The organism is Actinomadura sp. NPDC023710, assembly GCF_040639875.1.
GTDB classification, from domain to species: domain Bacteria; phylum Actinomycetota; class Actinomycetes; order Streptosporangiales; family Streptosporangiaceae; genus Spirillospora; species Spirillospora citrea.
This window is the reverse complement of the sequence record NZ_JBFAGB010000046.1, coordinates 1-18,963: the sequence shown is the minus strand read 5'-3', so window position 1 is coordinate 18,963 and position 18,963 is coordinate 1. Positions and strand designations below refer to the sequence as shown.

The window sequence follows — 18,963 nt, the reverse complement described above, 5'->3', positions numbered from 1 at the left end:
GAAGGCTGAACCCATGGACCGGACGCCGTTCCAGCCGCCCGTGGGGCCCGCGGGAGCGCTCGCCCGCCCCCTGGTGTGGCTGCTGTCGAGCTCGACCCACCTCGTCGTGCGGCTGTCGGGCGGCGACCCGGGCGCGCTCCGCGAGGAGCTCACCGCGGAGCGGATGCGGGCGCTGGTCGCGCAGAACACGCAGCTCACCGCGGACGAGCGGACACTGATCGGGGAGGTGTTCGCGGCGGGGGAGCGGCCACTGCGCGAGGTCCTCGTCCCGCGCACCGAGGTGGAGTTCCTGGACGCCTCGCTCCCGCTGACCGCCGCCGCGCGGATCGCCGCGGGCAGCCCGCACTCGCGGTTCCCCGTCTGCCGCGACTCCCACGACGAGGTGATCGGCTTCGTGCACATCCGCGACCTGCTGGCGCCCGTCCTGCCGGACGGGTCCGCCCGGGATCTCCGGGGCGACGGCCCGGTGGGCGATCTGGTGCGTCCGGTGAAGTTCCTGCCGTCCTCCAAGCGGGTGCTGCCGGCGCTGTCGGAGATGCGCCGCGAGGGCTGCCACCTGGCGATCGTCATGGACGAGTACGGCGGCGTCGCCGGCATCGTCACGCTGGAGGACCTCCTGGAGGAGCTCATCGGCGACATCCGCGACGAATATGATGTTCAGGACGCGCAGGCACGGCGCCTGCACGGCGGGGTGGTCGAGGTCGACGGCCTGCTCAACCTGGACGACTTCGCCGCCGAGACCGGCATCCGGCTGCCGGCCGGGCCGTACGAGACGGTCGCCGGGCACATCATGGCGATGCTGCGCCGCGTGCCCGCGGAGGGCGACTCGGTGGAGGCCGGCGGACGCCGGCTCGCGGTGGCCCGGATGGAGGGCCGGCGGGTGGCCCGCGTGCGCGTCATGCCGCGAGCGTCGCCGCAGGCCGCACCGGCGCCGCCCGGCACGCCGTCCGCGACCCCGCGGGCGGCGATCGGCGACGCCGCCGCCGGCTCCGGCACCCGGCAGGCCACCGGCGGCGAAGCCTCAAGCGACACCTGAGAGAATCGGTCCGTGCACATGCCCGAAGCGCCCAGCCCCGAAGCGTCCGCCGGAACGGCCGCGGCACCGCCGCGCGTGCTGTCCGGCATCCAGCCCACCGCCGACTCGTTCCACCTCGGCAACTATCTGGGGGCGCTGCGGCAGTGGGTCTCGATGCAGGACACCCATGACGCCTTCTACTGCGTGGTGGACCTGCACGCGATCACCGTCGAGCACGACCCCGCGCTGCTGCGCCGCCGGACCAAGGTCGCCGTCGCCCAGCTCCTCGCGATGGGCCTGGACCCCGAGCGTGCCACGGTGTTCGTGCAGAGCCACGTCCCCGAGCACGCCGAGCTGGCCTGGGTGCTCGGCTGCCTCACCGGGTTCGGCGAGGCCCAGCGGATGACGCAGTTCAAGGACAAGTCGTCCAAGCAGGGCACCGGCGGGACGAGCGTCGGGCTGTTCACCTACCCGGTCCTGCAGGCCGCCGACATCCTGCTCTACTCGCCCGACCCCACCGCCGAGGGCGGCCGGGCGCTGCGCGTCCCCGTCGGCGAGGACCAGCGGCAGCACCTGGAGCTGACCCGCACCCTCGCGCAGCGGTTCAATCACCGGTTCGGCGACACGTTCGTCCTGCCGGACGCGCACATCCCCGAGGGCGCCGCGAAGATCACCGACCTGCAGGAGCCGGACGCCAAGATGAGCAAGTCGGCGTCCTCGCCGCAGGGGATCATCGACGTGCTGGAGGAGCCCGGCCCGATGCGCAAGAAGATCATGCGCGCGGTCACCGACACCGGCTCCGAGGTCGTCTACGACGAGGAGAAGAAGGCCGGCGTCACCAACCTCCTGCGGATCTTCTCCGCGCTGGAGGGCGTCTCCGTCCCCGACCTGGAGAGCCGCTACGCGGGCTCGGGGTACGGGCAGTTCAAGAAGGACCTCGCGCAGGTCGTCCTCGACACGTTCACACCGATCAGGGAGCGCACCCTCAAGCTGCTGGACGACGAGGAGCGGCTCGACCGGGTGCTCGCGCTCGGCGCCGAGCGCGCCTCCAGGGTCGCCACCGCGACGATGGAGACCGTGCGCGAGCGGGTGGGATTCGTGGGACGTGGTCGCTGACGACCCCGCTCCCGACGCGGAGGGCCCCGGGAGGGCGCCCTCCGCCGCCGGGGGCGTGACCCCCGGCGGGGACGGCGGCGTGCGCACGATCGGCGTCGCCATCCCCATCCCCGACCCGTACGGCGCCTTCCTCCAGGCGCGGCGCGCCTCGTTCGGCGACCCGCTCGCCCACGCGATCCCGACGCACATCACGCTGCTGCCGCCGACCGAGGTCCCCGAGTCCGAGATCGACGCCATCGAGGATCATCTGCGCGACGTCGCGAGTACCGAGACCCCGTTCCCGATCAGGTTGCGAGGCAGCGGAACGTTCCGTCCGGTGTCGCCGGTCGTGTTCGTGGCACTCGCCGAAGGCATCGGTGGTTGTGAGCGGGTTCAGGCGAAGGTCCTGTCGGGTCCGCTCGCCCGGCCGCTGCCCTTCCCCTACCACCCGCACGTCACCATCGCCCACCACCTCCCCGAGAGCGTCATGGACCAGGCGTTCAAGGAGCTCTCCGGTTACAGCGCCGACTTCGAGGCGTGGGGCTTCTCCCTGTACGAGCACGGGCGGGACGGCGTGTGGCGCCCGCAGTGCGACTTCATCTTCGGGGACGGCGCCGTACCGTCCCCAGGCGGCGACCGCGGCGGGCCCGTGCCCGGCTGAGCCGTCCGTGGTGAGCGGCGCCACAAGACGCTGCGTTGACCGTTCGATTACCGTCTGCGGCATCGAGTGGCCCGCGTTGGGTACGTTGCGTGCATGCGGCAGGTGATCGGCAGGGTCCGACGACGGAGCGAGTCCCTGTTCGGCGACGGGAAGGCCCTGCTGCGACGCTCCCGGGAAAGATCTCCGTGGTTCGACCACCAGGCGCGCGCGTTCGAGCGGTACCAGGAACGCCGCGGCGACCGGCTCGCGGCCGCCCTCACCAGCTACGCGTTCCTGTCGTTCTTCCCGCTGATGGCGCTCGCGTACGCGCTGATGGGCTATCTCGTCGGGGTCAGCGACGAGGCCCGCGCCTACTTCGTCCGGGCGATCAACTCGCAGCTGCCGGGCCTCGCGGGCCAGCTGGACGTCGAGCAGATCGCCCAGTCCAAGACCGCCGTCGGCGTCCTCGGGCTGGTCGCGCTGCTGTTCACCGGGATCGGCTGGGTGCAGGTGCTGCGCGAGTCCCTGCGCGACATCTGGGGCAACGAGCCGGGCGGCGGCGGCAACTTCTTCCTGAAGCGGCTCTGGGACGCGTCCGTGCTGGCGTTCCTCGGCCTGATCCTGGTCTGCGGCATGGCGGTCACGACGATCACGACGTCCGCCACCCACACCGTCCTCGGCTGGCTCGGCCTGGAGGACGTCCCCGGCGCCGGGACCGGGCTGCGGCTGCTGTCCCTCGCCTGCGCCATCTTCTTCGACACCGTGGTCTTCCTGGTGCTGTTCACCCGGCTGTCCGGCACCCGGGCGCCCTGGCGCCGGATCATCCGGGGCGCGGTCTTCGGCGCGGTCGGTTTCGAGATCCTCAAGCAGATCGCGGCGTTCCTCGTCGGGCGGACGACGCAGAACCCCGTCTACGGCACGTTCGCCGTCCTGGTCGGACTGATGGTGTGGATCAACGTCGCGACCCGGTTCGCCCTGTTCGTCGCCGCCTGGACGGCCACGCGCCGCGTCGTCCTCACCGCCGACGCCGCCAACCCGGAGAACAGCGCCGACCGAGCGGAGGTCGAGGCACTCCAGGAACGCGCCGGCGAGAAGCCGGGCAGGCACGAGAAGCCGGGCGAGGACGAGAACCCGTTACAGGACGAGCGCCCGGACCGCCGAGGTGAGCCGGGCCGCCACGAGAAACCGATCGAGGCCGGAAAGCCGGTGGAAGACGAGAAACCGGTCGAGACCGGGAAGCCGGCCTAGGCTCGGAAGCCGGCGGCAGGGACGGGATGACAAGGCCGCTCAGGACCAGAAGGCGTCGTCGGCGTACTGGTCTTCGGCCAGGGTCCGGATCTCTGTGATCCTTCCGTCGCGGATGCGGAACAGGTCGACGGCGCGGCCGTCCAGGATCCGGCCGGGGCGCTCGGCGTAGGTCTGCACGAGGGCCGCGCCGTGCTCGTCGTTGGCCATGACGGAGTAGGGCTCGGTGTGGAACGTCCCGCCGGACAGCTCGAACAGCCGGACGTAGAAGCCCAGGACCTCCTCGGGCGTCCGGTACTCGCCGCAGATGGGCCCGCGCCCGGGGACGCGGTGCACGACGTCGTCGGCGAGCAGTCCGCGGATGTGGTCCACGTCGCCCTTGGCGAAGGCCGTGTAGCCCTCCTTCAGGAGCGTCACGTTCGGATGCTCGTACGTCGCCGGCGGCTCCGGTGCGAGGGAGGGGGCGCCGGGCATGGGGACATACAAGTCGGACATGGCGAATTTCCTCCCCGCGGCGCCGTCCCCCGGCGGTGACGCGATCACCGGCGCCACCGCGAGCGTAAGCCCGCCGGTCGCGGGGGTGCCAGGCCCGTGGGAAGGGGTGGGAGAAAGCTTTACCGGTCGCCGCGGAAGCGGGCCGCCTCCAGGCGCCGCCTGCGGCGCAGCACCACGAACAGCACCGCGATCGCGAGCAGGGCGCCCACCGTGCCGCCGCCGACGAGCAGCCACATGCGGGACGAGTCGTCGGAGGCGAGCGGCGCGTCGGGCAGCACGCCCGAGCCGCCGTTCTTGCGCGTCTGCTCGATGTCGCCGGGCGGGACGAGCGCGCCCACCGGCTGGACCTTGCCGCGGGCGGCGAAGCCCCAGTTCAGCAGCTTGGTCGCGTAGGCCGACGGCGGCATGTCGGCCCGCATCAGCGAGATCACGATCGTGTGCCCGCCGCGGCGCGCCTGGGCGACGAAGGTCTGCTCGGCGGCGATCGTGTAGCCGTTCTTGCCGCCGAGCATCCCGGGGTAGGCCAGCCGCTCGCCCGGAAGCATGTGGTTGTGCGTGTGGATCGGGTACCCGCCGACCTTCTTGCCCTTCTTGCGCTCCTTCTTGGTCGGGGGCGCCGGGAACTGGAAGTCGATCGCCTGCATGTAGGCGCGGTACTCGGGGTTCTTCATGCCCTCGCGCAGGATGAGCGCGAGGTCGTAGGCCGAGGTGTGCTGCGTCCGGACGTTCAGCCCGAGGTCCTTGTCCAGCCCGTTGGGGGACCCGGCGAGCGTGTCGCGCGCGTTGATCCGCCTGGCCTCGGCGTTCATGTCGGCGAGGGTCCTGCGCATCCCGCCGTCGGCCTCGGCCAGCGTCACCGCCGCGTCGTTGGCCGACATCATCAGCAGCGCGTGGAACAGGTCGGAGACCTTGTACTGCATCTTCGGGGTCAGCCCGACCTTGGTGCCCTCGGTGTCGCACGCCTTCTGGGACGGCCGGACGAGCCGGTTCGGGTCCAGCTTCGGGACGAGCGTCAGCGCGGTGAGGGTCTTGAGGGTGCTGGCGGGCAGGTAGTGCCCGTGCGGGTCCTTGGCGGCCAGGACCTGGCCGGTGTCGGCGTCCGCGATCATGTACGAGGCCGCCTTGATCTTCGGCGGGGCCGGGACGCCCGGGGCGGTGCCCGCGACGACGCCGCGGCTCGCGAGCCGGGGCCCGCCCACGGTCTGCGCGGACGGCGACGCGGCGGGCGACGCCTCGGCGCGCGCTCCCGCGCCCGGGGGACCTCCGGCGCGGGCCGCGCCGGCCGGGGCGGCGGCGAAGGCGGGGGCCGCCGCCAGCGAGGCGGCCGTGACCGGCACGGTGATCAACGTCAGGGCGCGGCGGACGCCGGCCGGCCCTCGTCGCTGTCCTGGCAAGCTCCCGACGCTCCTCAATCCCATGGGAGCGCGATCGCTCCCGGCGCGCAGGCGCCCAATGCCCATGACTCCCCCCGAAGACTAGGCGACCTATCCGGCGAAGAGGTACCCGATCGCGAATCCGGCAAGCGCGGGACGGAGGCGACGGACGCGACAGAGGCGACGGACGTGACAGAGGGCGCAGCGGTCATATCACGGTACGTATGGGGCGGGGCCGATCGGTTACCATCCGTCATGGACGGGATTTTGAGACGGGCTGACGGTATTTTGGGACGGACTGACTAGTTCGATCTAGTGGTGCGCAGACCGAGATCGATGACCGAAAAGTAGGGCGTCCGCCCCCCATCCGACGGCTCGCATGAGTCAATTGATCCGCAAAGGGCATGGACGCCCGGCAGGGGGCGGGCACGGACGCCATCATGGAACGAACACGTGACCTGGACCGGCGCTTGTCCAGGCTTAGGGACCCGCTGGCTGAATTGCGCCACGTGCCACGCAACGACCTGCAAGGATTGTGGACGGAGGTTGGCCGTGGCCATTGACTTCAACGCATCGCACGGGTCGACGCTGGGCGTCGAGTGGGAGATCCAGCTCGTCGATGCGGAGACCAGGCACCTGCGGCAGGACGCGCGCGAGGTGCTCGCCGCGCTGCCTTGGCTCAGCGAGGACGGCGACAACCCCCGCGTCCGGCACGAACTGATGGAGTCCACCATCGAGGTGGTGACCGGGATCAGCGACACCGTGGGTGAGGCCAAGGCCGACCTGTCCGGCACCCTCACCGCCCTGCGCACCGCCGCCGCCGACCGCGGCCTCGCCCTGGCCTGCACGGGCACCCACCCGATCAGCGACTGGCGCGAGGCGGTGATGGCGCCCATGGGGCGCTACGCCCAGCTGATCGAGGAGATGCAGTGGCTGGCCCGGCGCATCCAGACGTTCGGCGTTCACGTCCACGTCGGCATCTCCGACGGCGCCAAGGCGATCCCGATCGTCAACGCGCTCTCGTCCTACCTTCCGCACTTCCTCGCGCTCACCGCGTCCAGCCCGTTCTGGAGCGGCAGCGACACCGGCCTCGCGTCCTGCCGGGCGGTCGTGTTCGGCCAGATGCCCACGGCCGGGCCGCCCCACTTGCTAGACGACTGGGCGGCCTTCGAGGATTACATGGACACGCTGATGCGTTCCGGAACCATAAGGAGCATCAAGGAGGTCTGGTGGGACATCCGGCCGCATCCTGACTTCGGCACCGTCGAGATCAGGATGTTCGACGGGATTCCCACGCTGCGTGAGGTGGGGATGGCCGCCGCTCTGTGCCAGAGCCTCGTCACGCTGTTCGAGCAGCAGATGGACCGCGGGTACACGCTGCCGCGGCCGGCCGCCTGGGTGGTGCGCGACAACAAGTGGCGCGCCACCAGGTACGGGCTCGACGCCATCGTGATCACCGATGACACGGGGAACACCGCTCCGCTCCGCGACGACCTGTACGAGCTGATCAGGGAGCTGGAGCCGGTCGCCGACCGGCTCGGCTGCGCCGAGGAGCTCAAGGTCGCCGGCGAGGTGCTGGAACACGGCGCCCCGTACGAGCGCCAGCGCGCGATCCGCGCAGGCGGCGGGACGCTGGAGAACATCGTCGACGCGGCGATCGCCGAGCTCGCGGAGGACAGGTTCGTCACACTGGGGGAGGTCGCACATGCCGGAGCCTGAGCAACCGGACCGCACCGGGAACCCCGCGAACACCGAGCCCGCGAGCACGGATCCCGCGAGCAGACCCGAGAACCACACCGCTTCCACCAACGAGAACTTCACCCGGCGGGCGCCGTTCGGCCCCGCCATCGCGCAGGGGGCGCACATGACACATTCGGGACCCGGGGTGATGCCCGGCCTTGAACCACCCGCCGCCCCGGGACATGAAGGTCCCGAGGGCCGGGAGGACCGCGGCGCCGTCCCCGGCGCCGCCGGAGCGAACGCCGTGCCGCCCGGCGGGCCCGCACCGCGCGACGCCGAGGGCGCCGTGCAGCGGCGGGACGCCTCCGCCGCGGCCGCCGGCGTCCCCGCGGCGACCGGCGCCCACGTGGTGTCCGGCGTCCCGGCGGTGCTCGGCGGCGCCGTGCTGCAGCCGCAGCTCGACGCGTTCCTCGCCGGGCACGAGGCCGAGCTGATCGAGTTCCGCCGCGACCTGCACATGCACCCCGAGCTCGGCTACGCCGAGCACCGCACGACCCGCAGGCTCGCCGAGCGGCTCCGCGCGGCCGGCCTGGAGCCGGTGATCCTGCCGAAGGGCACCGGGCTGTTCTGCGACATCGGCCCCGCCGACGGCACGACCGTGGCGCTGCGGGCCGACATCGACGCGCTCCCGCTCCAGGACGAGAAGGAGGGCGTCGCCTACCGGTCGACCGTCCCCGGCGTCGCGCACGCGTGCGGCCACGACGTGCACACCACGATGGTGCTGGGCGCGGGCCTGTTCCTGGCCCAGCAGGCGGAGGCGGGGCTGCTGCCCGGCCGTGTCCGGCTGCTGTTCCAGCCCGCCGAGGAGACGCCCGGCGGCGCGCTGGACGTGATGGCCGCCGGCGGCATCGCGGGCGTCGACCGCGCGTTCGCGCTGCACTGCGACCCCCGCATCGAGGTCGGCCAGCTCGGGCTGCGCACCGGCCCGATCACCGCGGCCTGCGACAAGGTCTACGTGAAGGTCACCGGGCCCGGCGGGCACACCGCCCGGCCGCACCTGACCGCCGACCTGGTCTACGCGCTCGCCAAGATCGTCACCGAGCTGCCGTCCGCGCTGTCGCGGCGTGTCGACCCGCGTTCCAGCCTGTCGCTGGTGTGGGGGCGCGTCTCGGCCGGGTCCGTCGCCAACGCCATCCCCGACGACGGGATCGCCGAGGGCACCGTCCGCTGCCTGGACGACGAGGCGTGGCACCGGGCGCCGGAGATGATGAAGGCCCTGCTGCAGTCGGTCGCCGCCGCCTACGACGTGGAGGCGTCGCTGGACTACGTCCGGGGCGTCCCGCCGACCGTGAACGAGGCGGCCAGCGTGCAGATGTTCCGCGACGCCGCCGCCCAGGTCATGGACGAGGACGGCGTCGTGCCGACCCCGCAGAGCCTCGGCGGCGAGGACTTCGGCTGGTACCTGGAGTCGATCCCCGGCGCTCTGGCCCGGCTCGGCGTCCGCACCCCCGGCTCGCCCGGCGAGTACGACCTCCACCGCGGCGACTTCGACGTCGACGAGCGGTGCATCGCCGTCGGCATGAAGGTGCTGAGCGCCACCGCGCTGACCGCGCTGTGGGACGGCGGTCGTCCCGGCGACGCCGAGTCGATCGAGGGGGTCGCGCTGGCCTAGCCCCCCGTCGGCCGGGTTTGATCACCAGGGGTGATCACCCGGCCTGTCGCTCTCCCTCCTCTCGGACGCCCGCGCACGAGGGCTTCGCGTGCCGGTCAGCGCCGTCCATGGCGGCGCTGACCTGTGGCGATATGCGTACGCATTGGTAACGGACCTGTTGCGAAACCGTGCAAGCGGGAAGTTTGCCCGCATTCGCGAGGTAGCGTCCCAACGATTTCGGTGACCGGATCGGTCACCGGACCGTGGGTGGGGAACGGAAGGAGCGCTACCTTGCGCCGTGGACTGAAGATAACGCTCGTCACCGTGACGGGTGCGGCGCTGACGCTCAGCGCTTCCGCGTGCGGTGGCAAGAAGGCCGACAGCGGTGACGGCGACGACGGCAAGAAGACCCTCAAGATCGGTTTGGCCTTCGACATCGGCGGCCGCGGTGACCAGTCCTTCAACGACTCGGCCGCCGCGGGCCTCGACAAGGCCAAGAAGGACCTGGACGTCAAGACCGAGGAGATCTCCGCCAAGCCGGACGAGCCGGACTCCGACAAGGAGTCGCGCCTGCGGCTGCTGGCCAACAAGGGCTACAACCCGGTCATCGGCGTCGGCTTCGCCTACACGGCCTCGATCAACAAGGTCGCCAAGGACTTCCCGAACACCAAGTTCCTCGTCGTCGACGCCGACCAGTGCAAGGTCGAGGGCGCGAACGTCAGCGGCGCCTGCTTCTCCGAGGAGCAGGGGTCCTACCTGGTCGGCGCCGCGGCCGCGCTGAAGTCCAAGACCGGCACGATCGGGTTCATCGGCGGCGTCAACGTCCCGCTGATCAACAAGTTCTTCGCCGGGTACCAGGCGGGCGCGAAGAAGGCCAAGCCGGGCATCAAGGTGCTGCCCGCCAAGTACCTCACGCAGCCCCCGAACTTCAACGGCTTCAAGGACGCCGGCCTCGGCAACGAGGCGGCCAAGGGCCAGCTCGACGAGAACGCCGACGTGATCTACCACGCGGCGGGCGGCGCGGGCATCGGCGTCATCAAGACGGTCGGCGCGGCCAAGAAGTGGGCGATCGGCGTCGACTCCGACCAGTACAACCAGCCCGCGGTCGCCGGGGTGAAGGCCCAGATCCTGACGTCGATGGAGAAGCACGTGGACGTCGCGGTCTACGACTTCGTCGAGAGCGTCGCCAAGGGCACCTTCAAGGCCGGCACCACGCAGTACAACCTGAGCAACGACGGCATCGGCTACGCCACCTCCGGCGGCAACGTCGACGACATCAAGGCCAAGCTGGACGAACTGAAGGCCGACATCGTCAGCGGCAAGATCACCGTTCCGACCAAGGCCTGACATCGCGGCCGGGGCACGGGAGCCCGCTCCCGTGCGGCGACGTGCCGGCCGGTTCCGCCGGCCGCAAGCGCCGCACCGGGGCGCCACCGCGAGGTGGCGCCCCGGTGCGGCGGCACGTTTCCCGGTCCAGTCCTCTCTCGTTCTAGGCAGGAGGAGGGGCACTCGTGCCTGACCAGGTGCCGGCCGTGCGGCTGACATCGATCACCAAGCGGTTCCCCGGAGTGGTGGCCAACCGCGACATCAACCTCACCATCGAGCGCGGCGAGGTGCACGCGCTCTGCGGTGAGAACGGCGCCGGCAAGTCCACGCTGATGAAGATCCTTTACGGGATGCAGCGGCCGGACGAGGGCGCCATCGAGGTCGACGGCGAGCAGGTGGCCTTCCGGACGCCGGCCGACGCGATCGCCCGCGGCATCGGCATGGTGCACCAGCACTTCAAGCTGGCCGACAACCTCACCGTCCTGGAGAACGTGATCCTCGGCGCCGAGCCCCGCGCCAGGGGCCGGCGGCGCGGCCGCATCGACTTCGCCGCCGCGCGCGCCAAGATCAAGGAGATGTCGCGGGCGTACGGGCTGCGCGTCGACCCCGACGTGCTGGTCGAGGCGCTCGGCGTCGGCGAGCGGCAGCGCGTGGAGATCCTCAAGGTGCTCTACCGCGGCGCCCGCGTGCTCATCCTGGACGAGCCGACCGCGGTGCTCGTCCCGCAGGAGGTCGAGGAGCTGTTCGGCAACCTGCGCGAGCTGCGCGCCGAGGGCCTGACCGTGCTGTTCATCTCGCACAAGCTGGACGAGGTGCTGACCGTCGCCGACACGATCTCGGTGATCCGGCGCGGCACGACGGTCGCGACCCGGCTCGATCCCCGGGAGGTGACGTCCCGGCGGCTGGCCGAGCTGATGGTCGGGTCCGAGCTGCCCGTCCCGGAGCTGCGCGAGTCGACCGTCACCGAGGACGTCCAGCTGGACGTGGCCGGGCTCACCGTGCTGACCCCCGAGGGCCGTCCCGTGGTGGACGGCGTGTCGCTGCGCATCCGCCGCGGCGAGATCGTCGGGCTGGCCGGGGTCGAGGGCAACGGGCAGACCGAGCTCATCGAAGCGATCATGGGGATCCGCGGCGCCGACGCCGGGACCATCGGCCACGGCGGCGAGGACATCACCTCGTGGGCGACGCGGCGGCGCCGCGAGGCCGGCATCGCCTACATCCCCGAGGACCGGCACCGGCACGGGCTCATCCTGGAGGGGACCCTCTGGGAGAACCGCATGCTGGGCCACCAGACCCGGCCCCCGAACGTGCGCGGCCCGTGGGTCGACCGGCGCGGCGCCCGCCGCGACACCACCCGGATCGTCCAGGCCTACGACGTGCGGACGCCGGGGATCGACGTGCCCGCCGCCGCGCTGTCGGGCGGCAACCAGCAGAAGCTCATCGTCGGGCGGGAGATGTCCGGCGACCCGCGGCTGCTGATCGCGGCGCATCCGACGCGCGGCATCGACGTCGGCGCCCAGGCCGCCATCTGGGAGTACCTGCGGCAGGCCCGCGCGGACGGGCTGGCCGTGCTGCTGATCAGCGCCGATCTTGAGGAACTCATCGGTATGTCCGACACCCTGCACGTGATCCTGCGGGGACGGCTGGTCGCGGAGGTCGATCCGCGGACCGTCACCCCCGAGGAGCTCGGCTCCGCCATGACCGGCGCCGGAGCGCCCGCATGAGCGACGAGCGCAAGGACCTGGACCCGGCGGGCGAGGAGCCCGCGGGCGGCGAGCCGGCGGGCGCGGCGCCGCAGGGTGACAAGCCGTCGGGTGAGAAGCCGTCGGGCGGCGAGCCCGCGGGCGCGGCGCCGCCGGCGGAAGTCCCCGCGCCCCGGCCGGGCGAGGCCCCCGAATCTGAGCCTGCCGGCGCGAAGGCTCCCGACGCGAAGGCGTCCGGTCCGGTGGAGCCGGAGACGGTGCCGTCGTGGAAGGCGATGCTGCGCGGTCTCGGCCCGCGGGGTCTCGGCCTGAAGATCGGCGCGCCGGTGCTGGCGCTGCTGATCTCCCTCGGCATCACGATGATCCTGCTGCGGATCACCGGCGCCGACCCGGTCAGCTCGATCCAGAGCATGGTCGACTACGGCACGACCGAGAACTCGATCGTCGACATCCTCAACCGCGCCACCCGCTACTACCTGTCGGCCGTGGCCGTGGCGATCGGGTTCCGGATGGCGCTGCTGAACATCGGCGTGGACGGCCAGTACCGGCTCGCCGCGTTCCTCGCCGCCGCGCTCGGTGGCGCGCTGGCCCTGCCCGCCCCGCTCGGCCAGATGCTGACGATCATCGCGGCGATGGTGGTCGGCGGGCTGTGGGCGGCGATCGCGGGCGTGCTGAAGGTGACCCGCGGGGTCAGCGAGGTGCTGTCCACGATCATGCTGAACGCGATCGCGACCGGCCTGATCGCCTACCTGCTGAACGACAAGCGGCTCGCCGAGGTGCGGCCGGGCAGCAACAACGTCGCGACGCCGCAGATCCCCGAGTCGGGACGGGTCGGCGGCCTGAACGGCCTCCTGTCCTCGATCGGCATCGACCTGCCCGGCGACGTGTACGGGCTGCTGCCGCTGGCGATCCTGGTCGGCGTCGTGTTCTGGGTCGTCATCAACCACACGAGGTTCGGGTTCGACCTGAAGGTGTCGGGACTGTCGCCGTCGGCGGCACAGGCCAGCGGCGTCAACGCCCGCCGCATGATCGTCTACACGATGGTCGCGTCCGGCGTGGTGGCGGGCCTGATCGGCATGCCGGAGCTGCTCGGCGCGTCCTACGAGTACTCGCTGAACTTCCCGGCCGGTCTCGGCTTCACCGGCATCACGGTCGCGCTGCTCGGCCGCAATCATCCGGCCGGCATCGCGCTCGCCGCGCTGCTGTTCGCGTTCCTCGACCAGACCTCCGACGTCCTCCAGGAGGTCGACGTGCCGAAGGAGATCGTCGGGGTCATGCAGGGCGTGGTCGTGCTGACCGTCGTCATCGTGTACGAGCTCGTCCGGCGCTGGGAGATCCGGCGGCAGCAGCGGGCCGTCGCCGCCGAGCTGGCCACCGGCCACGACCTGGCCCGCGAGGCCGCTGGGAGTGCCTCATGAGCACCGCCACCGAGACGGCCCCCGCCAGGAAGGCCGCGAACGGCAAGCGCCGGCTGCGCTGGCCGCACTACCTGCTCATCGCGTCCGGCCTGCTGGTGCTGCTGTCGCTGGTCCGGGTGATCGACGACGCCGACCCGGTGACCTCCAGCGGGACCGTCAGCGCCGCGCTGCGCCTCGCCGTGCCGATCTTCCTGGCCGGCCTCGGCGGGCTGTGGTCCGAGCGGTCGGGCGTGATCAACATCGGCCTTGAGGGCATGATGATCCTCGGCACCTGGACGGGCGCCTGGGCCGGCTTCCAGTGGGGCCCGTGGATCGGCGTCCTCGCCGGGATCATCGGCGGCGCGCTCGGCGGGCTGCTGCACGCCGTCGCGACCGTGTCGTTCGGCGTCGACCACATCGTGTCCGGCGTCGCGATCAACATCCTCGGGCTGGGGCTCACCCAGTTCCTCGCCGGGCTGATCTTCGACAAGGGCGAGGCGAAGGCGCTCGGCGGCGGCCCCCGGCAGTCGCCCCCCGTCGATCCGGTCCAGACGCTGACGCTTCCGGTGCTGTCCGGCGGCAAGATCGGCGGCTGGCAGAGCCCCGACTGGCTCGGCTCGCTGGAGAAGCACCACTGGTTCCTGGTGTCGGACCTCGCGGGCATCGTGCGCGGCCTGACCAGCGACATGTCGCTGCTGACGCTGGTGGCGCTGCTGCTCGTCCCGGCCAGCTTCTTCGTGCTGTGGCGGACGGCGTTCGGGCTGCGGATCCGCTCGTGCGGCGAGGACCCGTACGCGGCCGAGTCGCTCGGCGTGCAGGTCTACCGGATGAAGTACGCGGCCGTGATGATCTCGGGCGGGTTCGCGGGCCTGGCGGGCGCGTTCCTCGTCACCGTCGCCGCGCCGTTCTACCAGGACGGCCAGACCAACGGCCGCGGCTTCATCGGCCTCGCCGCCATGATCTTCGGCAACTGGCGCCCGGGCGGCCTCGCCGCGGGCTCGCTGCTGTTCGGCTACACCGACGCGATGAACGTGCGCGGCGGCGGCCAGTCGGTGCACGCGCTGCTGCTGTTCGTGGCGATCCTGCTGATCGGCGTGGCCGTCTGGCAGGGCGTCCGCGCGAACCGCCTGTCCCCACAGGCGGCGCTGGACGTGGCGCACCGCCGCGACATGCGCGCCGCCGTCGTCGGCTCGGTGCTGTCGCTGGTCGCGGCCGCCGCGCTGCTGGCGTGGTTCCTGCTGAGCGACATCGTCCCCGGCGAGCTGGTCTCCTTCACGCCGCACCTGACGACGCTGCTCGTCCTGGCCCTGGCCAGCCAGCGCCTCCGCATGCCCGCCGCCAACGGACTCCGCTACCGGCGCGGTGAAGCCCGCTGACCGGCGACTGGGGCGGAGCGGGGGGCGGGTCAGCAGCCTGTTCGGGGGTTTGGGGGGTCGTCCTCCCAGAAAGGTAGGGCCTTGTGGAGATTGATTGGCCTGCTCTGCGCTCTGCGGCGCGGGAGGCGATGAGCCGTGCGTACTGCCCGTACTCCGGGTTTCCGGTCGGTGCCGCCGCGCTGGTGGACGACGGCCGGGTGATCACCGGATGCAATGTGGAGAACGCCTCGTACGGCGTCGGCCTGTGCGCGGAATGCGCCGTCGTGTCGGCGCTGCACGGGCCCGGCAAGTCCGAGCGGCCCCGGCTGGTCGCCATGGCGGTGGTCGACCGGCACGGGAACCCGCTGATGCCGTGCGGGCGCTGCCGGCAGCTGCTGTGGGAGCACGGCGGCGCCCCGATGCTGCTGGAGACGACGCGCGGCATCCTGCCCATGTCGGACGTCCTGCCGGACGCGTTCGGTCCCGACGACCTCGTGGACCGGGCCTGACGACACCCCCCGGTCGGTACACCCTGGCCGACCCGGCTTGACCATTGAGAGGATTCCGTGGACGCCACCGATGTCATCCGCGCCAAGCGGGACGGCGGGTCGCTGACCCCCGAGCAGATCGACTGGGCGGTGGACGCCTACACCCGGGGCGTGATCGCCGAGGAGCAGATGTCGGCCCTGGCGATGGCGATCCTGCTGAACGGCATGTCGCGGGCCGAGGTGGCCCGGTGGACCGAGGCGATGATCCGGTCCGGCGAGCGGATGGACTGGTCGGCGCTGGACCGTCCGACCACCGACAAGCACTCCACCGGGGGCGTCGGCGACAAGATCACCCTGCCGCTGGCGCCGCTGGTGGCGGCGTGCGGCGCGGCCGTCCCGCAGCTGTCGGGGCGCGGGCTCGGCCACACCGGCGGGACGCTCGACAAGCTGGAGTCGATCCCGGGCTGGCGGGCGTCGCTGTCGAACACCGAGATGCTGGACGTGCTGCGCTCGGCGGGCGCGGTCATTTGCGCGGCGGGCAGCGGCCTCGCGCCCGCCGACCGCAAGCTCTACGCGCTGCGCGACGTGACCGGCACGGTGGAGTCGATCCCGCTGATCGCCTCCTCGATCATGTCGAAGAAGATCGCCGAGGGCACGGGCGCGCTGGTGCTGGACGTCAAGGTCGGCTCGGGCGCGTTCATGAAGACGGTGGACAGCGCCCGGGAGCTGGCCGAGACGATGGTCGCGATCGGCTCCGACCACGGGCTGCGCACGGTCGCGCTGCTGACCGCGATGGACCGTCCGCTCGGCAACGCGGTGGGCAACGCCGTCGAGGTGGCCGAGTCGGTCGAGGTGCTCGCCGGGGGAGGCCCGTCCGACGTGGTCGAGCTGACGCTGACCTTGGCGCGGGAGATGCTCGCCGCCGCCGGGATCTCCGGGAGGGACCCGGCCGACGCGCTGAAGGACGGCTCCGCCATGGACGCCTGGCGCCGCATGATCACCGCGCAGGGCGGCGACCCCGACGCGCCGCTGCCGGCCGCCCGCGAGACCCATGTGGTCACCGCTCCGTCCTCGGGCGTGCTGACCAGGCTGGACGCCTACGGGGTGGGCGTCGCGGCCTGGCGCCTCGGCGCCGGCCGGGCCCGCAAGGAGGACTCGGTCTCGTTCGGCGCGGGCGTCATCTGCCACGCCAAGCCGGGCGACGCGGTCGAGGCGGGCCGGCCGCTGCTGACGTTGCACGCCGACGACGAGGCCAGGTTCGGCCGTGCCCTGGAGGCCCTCGACGGCGCCTTCGACATCGAGGCAGGCGGCACCGTGCCCGCGCTCCCGCTGGTCATCGACCGGATCGCGTGAACCGGCCGATTTGTTAACAATCACCGTTGACGGGCGTTGTGTCCGCTCTGGAAGCTGATCAGGTTTCTCTCAGCAGCCAAGGAGCGGACGTTGCGACTCTCACTCCTGCCCGTCGTGGCGCTCGCGGGCACGCTCGGCCTCGTGGCCGGCACGGTGCCCGCGTACGCCGACGCGGAACGTCCTCACATCGTGGTGAAGGACGGCAAGACGCAGCCCACGTTCTCGTTCGAGGACGCCATCCGCGAGAAGGTGTTCGTCGAGACGACGGTGGACAGCGACCGGGACGGCGAACGCGACCGCGTCTCCGTCTACATCACCCGTCCCAAGGAGACGGGCGGCGGCCTGAAGGTCGCCTCGATCCTTGAGGGCAGCCCCTACTACGCCGGCCTCCAGGACCCGCCCTACCACCCGGCCGACGTCACCGACTACCCGCGCCTCGCGCCCTGGATCCCGCCGCCCGGCCCGCCCGGCGCGACGAGCTACTCGCGGGTTTACTACGACAACTACTTCGTTTCCCGCGGCTACGCCGTCCTCGCGGCCGACACCCTCGGCACGGGCGACTCCGACGGCTGCCCGACCGCCGTCGGCCCGAACGAGGCGCAGGGCATGAAGTCGGTCATCGAGTGGCTCACCGGCAAGGCGACCGCGTACGACGCCCAGGGCAACAGGATCCGCGCGGGCTGGTCGACCGGGAACGTCGCCATGGCCGGCAAGTCCTACGACGGCACGCTGCCTCTGGCGGCCGCCGCGACCGGGGTGTCCGGCCTCAAGACGGTCGTGTCCATCTCCGGCGTGTCCAACTGGTACGACGAGTACCGCGCCAACGGCGGCGTCGTCGCACCGGACGGCTGGGAGGGCGAGGACCTCGACCTGCACGCCAAGGCGGTGCTGACGCGCCGCGACCCCGAGGTGTGCGCGCCCGTCATGCACGATCTCGAGAAGAAGATGGACCGGGTCACCGGCGACTACAACCGGACCTGGGACGAGCGGAACTTCGCCAAGTCCGCGCCCCACTTCAAGGCCAGCGTGTTCATGACCAGCGGCCTCGCCGACTGGAACGTCAAGCCGATCCAGATGTCCCTTCTGTGGGAGGGGCTGAAGAAGGCCGGCGTCGACCGCAAGCTCTGGATCCACCAGGCCGCGCACGACGAGCCCCTGGACGTCCGCCAGAGCGTGTGGCTCGAATCGCTGAACCTGTGGTTCGCGCACGAGCTCTACGACGTCCGCAACGACGTCATGCGCCGGCCCAAGGTCGACCTGGAGCGCACGCCGGGCCAGTGGGAGACGCACAAGGACTGGCCGGAAGCCTCGGCCCGTCCCGTGTCGCTCGGCCTGTCGGCCAAGGGCCTCGGCGAACGCGGCCGCGGCACCCGGCAGCTGGTGGACGACCCGTCCCGCAAGGCCGAGGAACTGGCGGCGACCCCGGACGCGGCGGACCCGAACCGCCTGATCTACCTCACGCCGAAGCTGACCAAGGCCGCCAGGCTCAGCGGCACGGCGCAGATCAGGCTGCGCGCCTCCGTGGACGGCCGCTCGCCCTACCTGTCGGCCCTCCTGGTCGACTACGGCTCCGACGAACGCGTCTCCGGCTTCGTCCCGACATCCGACCGGTGGTGCTACGGCGACTCGATCCCCGGTGACGAGGGCTGCCGGACCGTCCGCAGGTACACCACCGCCGTCACCCCGTTCAAGATCGTGACGCGCGGCTGGACGGACGTCCGCAACCGCGGCTCGATCTGGCGCAGCACCCCGGTGAAGCCCGGCAAGGACTACACCTTCAGTTGGCCCATGCAGCCCTACGACTACGTCTTCAAGCCCGGCCACCGGATCGGCCTCATGGTGCTGGCCACCGACCACGCCTACACGCTCCGCTACCCGGCGGGCACCAAGGTCAAGGTCGACCTGCACGGCAGCACCCTGACCCTCCCCCTCACGACCGGCTGACGCCCGACGGCCCCGCCGCGCCTCCACGGGCGGCGGGGCCGTCGTTGCGTGAGTGCCCCTGCCCTTCCTGGATTGTCGGAAGAGTGCATCGCGGGCACGAAGAAAAGAATCACCGCACCAAACGGCCGCGGCTCTCATCAGATACGGGCATAAGGGAGCACGGGCTCACGGGCTGAAAGTCGAGTAAGCCGCCGTGTCGATAT

The 18,963-nt window shown here is 71.7% G+C and carries 15 protein-coding genes; 13 read left to right on the top strand and 2 right to left on the bottom strand.

Features of this window, described 5'->3' with window-relative positions:
• Nucleotides 1–13: 13 nt before the first annotated feature.
• From AB0H37_RS37455 to AB0H37_RS37440, 4 genes are all read left to right on the top strand, one after another.
• Nucleotides 14–1,036, top strand: a complete 1,023-nt coding sequence (locus AB0H37_RS37455) for a hemolysin family protein (RefSeq protein ID WP_329085511.1) — start codon at nt 14–16, stop codon at nt 1,034–1,036.
• Nucleotides 1,037–1,054: 18 nt separating this feature from the next.
• Nucleotides 1,055–2,131 carry a tryptophan--tRNA ligase gene (trpS, locus tag AB0H37_RS37450; protein WP_179839073.1) on the top strand — a complete coding sequence of 359 codons (1,077 nt, stop codon included), beginning with the start codon at nt 1,055–1,057 and terminating at the stop codon, nt 2,129–2,131.
• On the top strand, nt 2,121–2,771 hold the full coding sequence (locus AB0H37_RS37445) for a 2'-5' RNA ligase family protein (RefSeq protein WP_360617357.1): 651 nt from the start codon (nt 2,121–2,123) through the stop codon (nt 2,769–2,771). The genes trpS and AB0H37_RS37445 overlap by 11 nt, the downstream gene beginning before the upstream one ends.
• 93 nt (nt 2,772–2,864) lie before the next feature.
• Nucleotides 2,865–3,998 (top strand): YihY/virulence factor BrkB family protein, encoded by a 1,134-nt coding sequence (locus AB0H37_RS37440; protein WP_360617356.1) that lies wholly within the window; start codon nt 2,865–2,867, stop codon nt 3,996–3,998.
• A gap of 39 nt (nt 3,999–4,037) precedes the next feature.
• Here AB0H37_RS37440 and AB0H37_RS37435 read toward each other — a convergent pair whose 3' ends face one another.
• Nucleotides 4,038–4,490 carry a nuclear transport factor 2 family protein gene (locus AB0H37_RS37435; RefSeq protein WP_360617354.1) on the bottom strand — a complete coding sequence of 151 codons (453 nt, stop codon included), beginning with the start codon at nt 4,488–4,490 and terminating at the stop codon, nt 4,038–4,040.
• A gap of 119 nt (nt 4,491–4,609) precedes the next feature.
• Nucleotides 4,610–5,884, bottom strand: a complete 1,275-nt coding sequence (locus AB0H37_RS37430) for a D-alanyl-D-alanine carboxypeptidase (protein ID WP_329085519.1) — start codon at nt 5,882–5,884, stop codon at nt 4,610–4,612.
• 531 nt (nt 5,885–6,415) lie between these two features.
• On the opposite strand from AB0H37_RS37430, the gene AB0H37_RS37425 reads away from it, so the two are divergent.
• The 9 genes from AB0H37_RS37425 (at nt 6,416) to AB0H37_RS37385 (ending at nt 18,760) form a co-directional block, all read left to right on the top strand.
• A complete protein-coding gene (locus tag AB0H37_RS37425; protein WP_179837567.1) occupies nt 6,416–7,582 on the top strand; it encodes a glutamate--cysteine ligase in 1,167 nt (388 codons plus the stop codon).
• A 370-nt stretch (nt 7,583–7,952) separates the two neighbouring features.
• Entirely contained in the window at nt 7,953–9,215 is a 1,263-nt protein-coding gene (locus AB0H37_RS37420; RefSeq protein WP_179839070.1) for a M20 family metallopeptidase, read from the top strand.
• Nucleotides 9,216–9,485: 270 nt separating this feature from the next.
• Nucleotides 9,486–10,541 carry a BMP family ABC transporter substrate-binding protein gene (locus AB0H37_RS37415; protein ID WP_179837566.1) on the top strand — a complete coding sequence of 352 codons (1,056 nt, stop codon included), beginning with the start codon at nt 9,486–9,488 and terminating at the stop codon, nt 10,539–10,541.
• A gap of 164 nt (nt 10,542–10,705) precedes the next feature.
• Nucleotides 10,706–12,244 (top strand): ABC transporter ATP-binding protein, encoded by a 1,539-nt coding sequence (locus tag AB0H37_RS37410; RefSeq protein ID WP_360617353.1) that lies wholly within the window; start codon nt 10,706–10,708, stop codon nt 12,242–12,244.
• Entirely contained in the window at nt 12,241–13,641 is a 1,401-nt protein-coding gene (locus AB0H37_RS37405) for an ABC transporter permease (protein WP_360617351.1), read from the top strand. Before AB0H37_RS37410 ends, AB0H37_RS37405 begins: the two co-directional genes overlap by 4 nt.
• Entirely contained in the window at nt 13,638–14,996 is a 1,359-nt protein-coding gene (locus AB0H37_RS37400) for an ABC transporter permease (RefSeq protein ID WP_179837564.1), read from the top strand. The genes AB0H37_RS37405 and AB0H37_RS37400 overlap by 4 nt, the downstream gene beginning before the upstream one ends.
• Nucleotides 14,997–15,079: 83 nt before the next feature.
• A complete protein-coding gene (locus AB0H37_RS37395; RefSeq protein WP_179837563.1) occupies nt 15,080–15,484 on the top strand; it encodes a cytidine deaminase in 405 nt (134 codons plus the stop codon).
• 57 nt (nt 15,485–15,541) lie between these two features.
• The gene (locus AB0H37_RS37390; protein WP_360617349.1) at nt 15,542–16,816 is read left to right on the top strand and encodes a thymidine phosphorylase; all 1,275 of its coding nucleotides are present in this window, start codon (nt 15,542–15,544) and stop codon (nt 16,814–16,816) included.
• 90 nt (nt 16,817–16,906) lie between these two features.
• The gene (locus AB0H37_RS37385) at nt 16,907–18,760 is read left to right on the top strand and encodes a Xaa-Pro dipeptidyl-peptidase (protein WP_329085530.1); all 1,854 of its coding nucleotides are present in this window, start codon (nt 16,907–16,909) and stop codon (nt 18,758–18,760) included.
• Nucleotides 18,761–18,963: the final 203 nt, after the last annotated feature.

What these genes read in the sequence shown, in the direction of transcription:
- AB0H37_RS37455 (WP_329085511.1), top strand. Translation starts at nt 14, where the DNA reads ATGGACCGGACGCCGTTCCAGCCGCCCGTGGGGCCCGCGGGAGCGCTC.
- trpS (WP_179839073.1), top strand. Translation starts at nt 1,055, where the DNA reads ATGCCCGAAGCGCCCAGCCCCGAAGCGTCCGCCGGAACGGCCGCGGCA.
- AB0H37_RS37440 (WP_360617356.1), top strand. Translation starts at nt 2,865, where the DNA reads ATGCGGCAGGTGATCGGCAGGGTCCGACGACGGAGCGAGTCCCTGTTC.
- AB0H37_RS37435 (WP_360617354.1), bottom strand. Translation starts at nt 4,490, where the DNA reads ATGTCCGACTTGTATGTCCCCATGCCCGGCGCCCCCTCCCTCGCACCG.
- AB0H37_RS37405 (WP_360617351.1), top strand. Translation starts at nt 12,241, where the DNA reads ATGAGCGACGAGCGCAAGGACCTGGACCCGGCGGGCGAGGAGCCCGCG.
- AB0H37_RS37400 (WP_179837564.1), top strand. Translation starts at nt 13,638, where the DNA reads ATGAGCACCGCCACCGAGACGGCCCCCGCCAGGAAGGCCGCGAACGGC.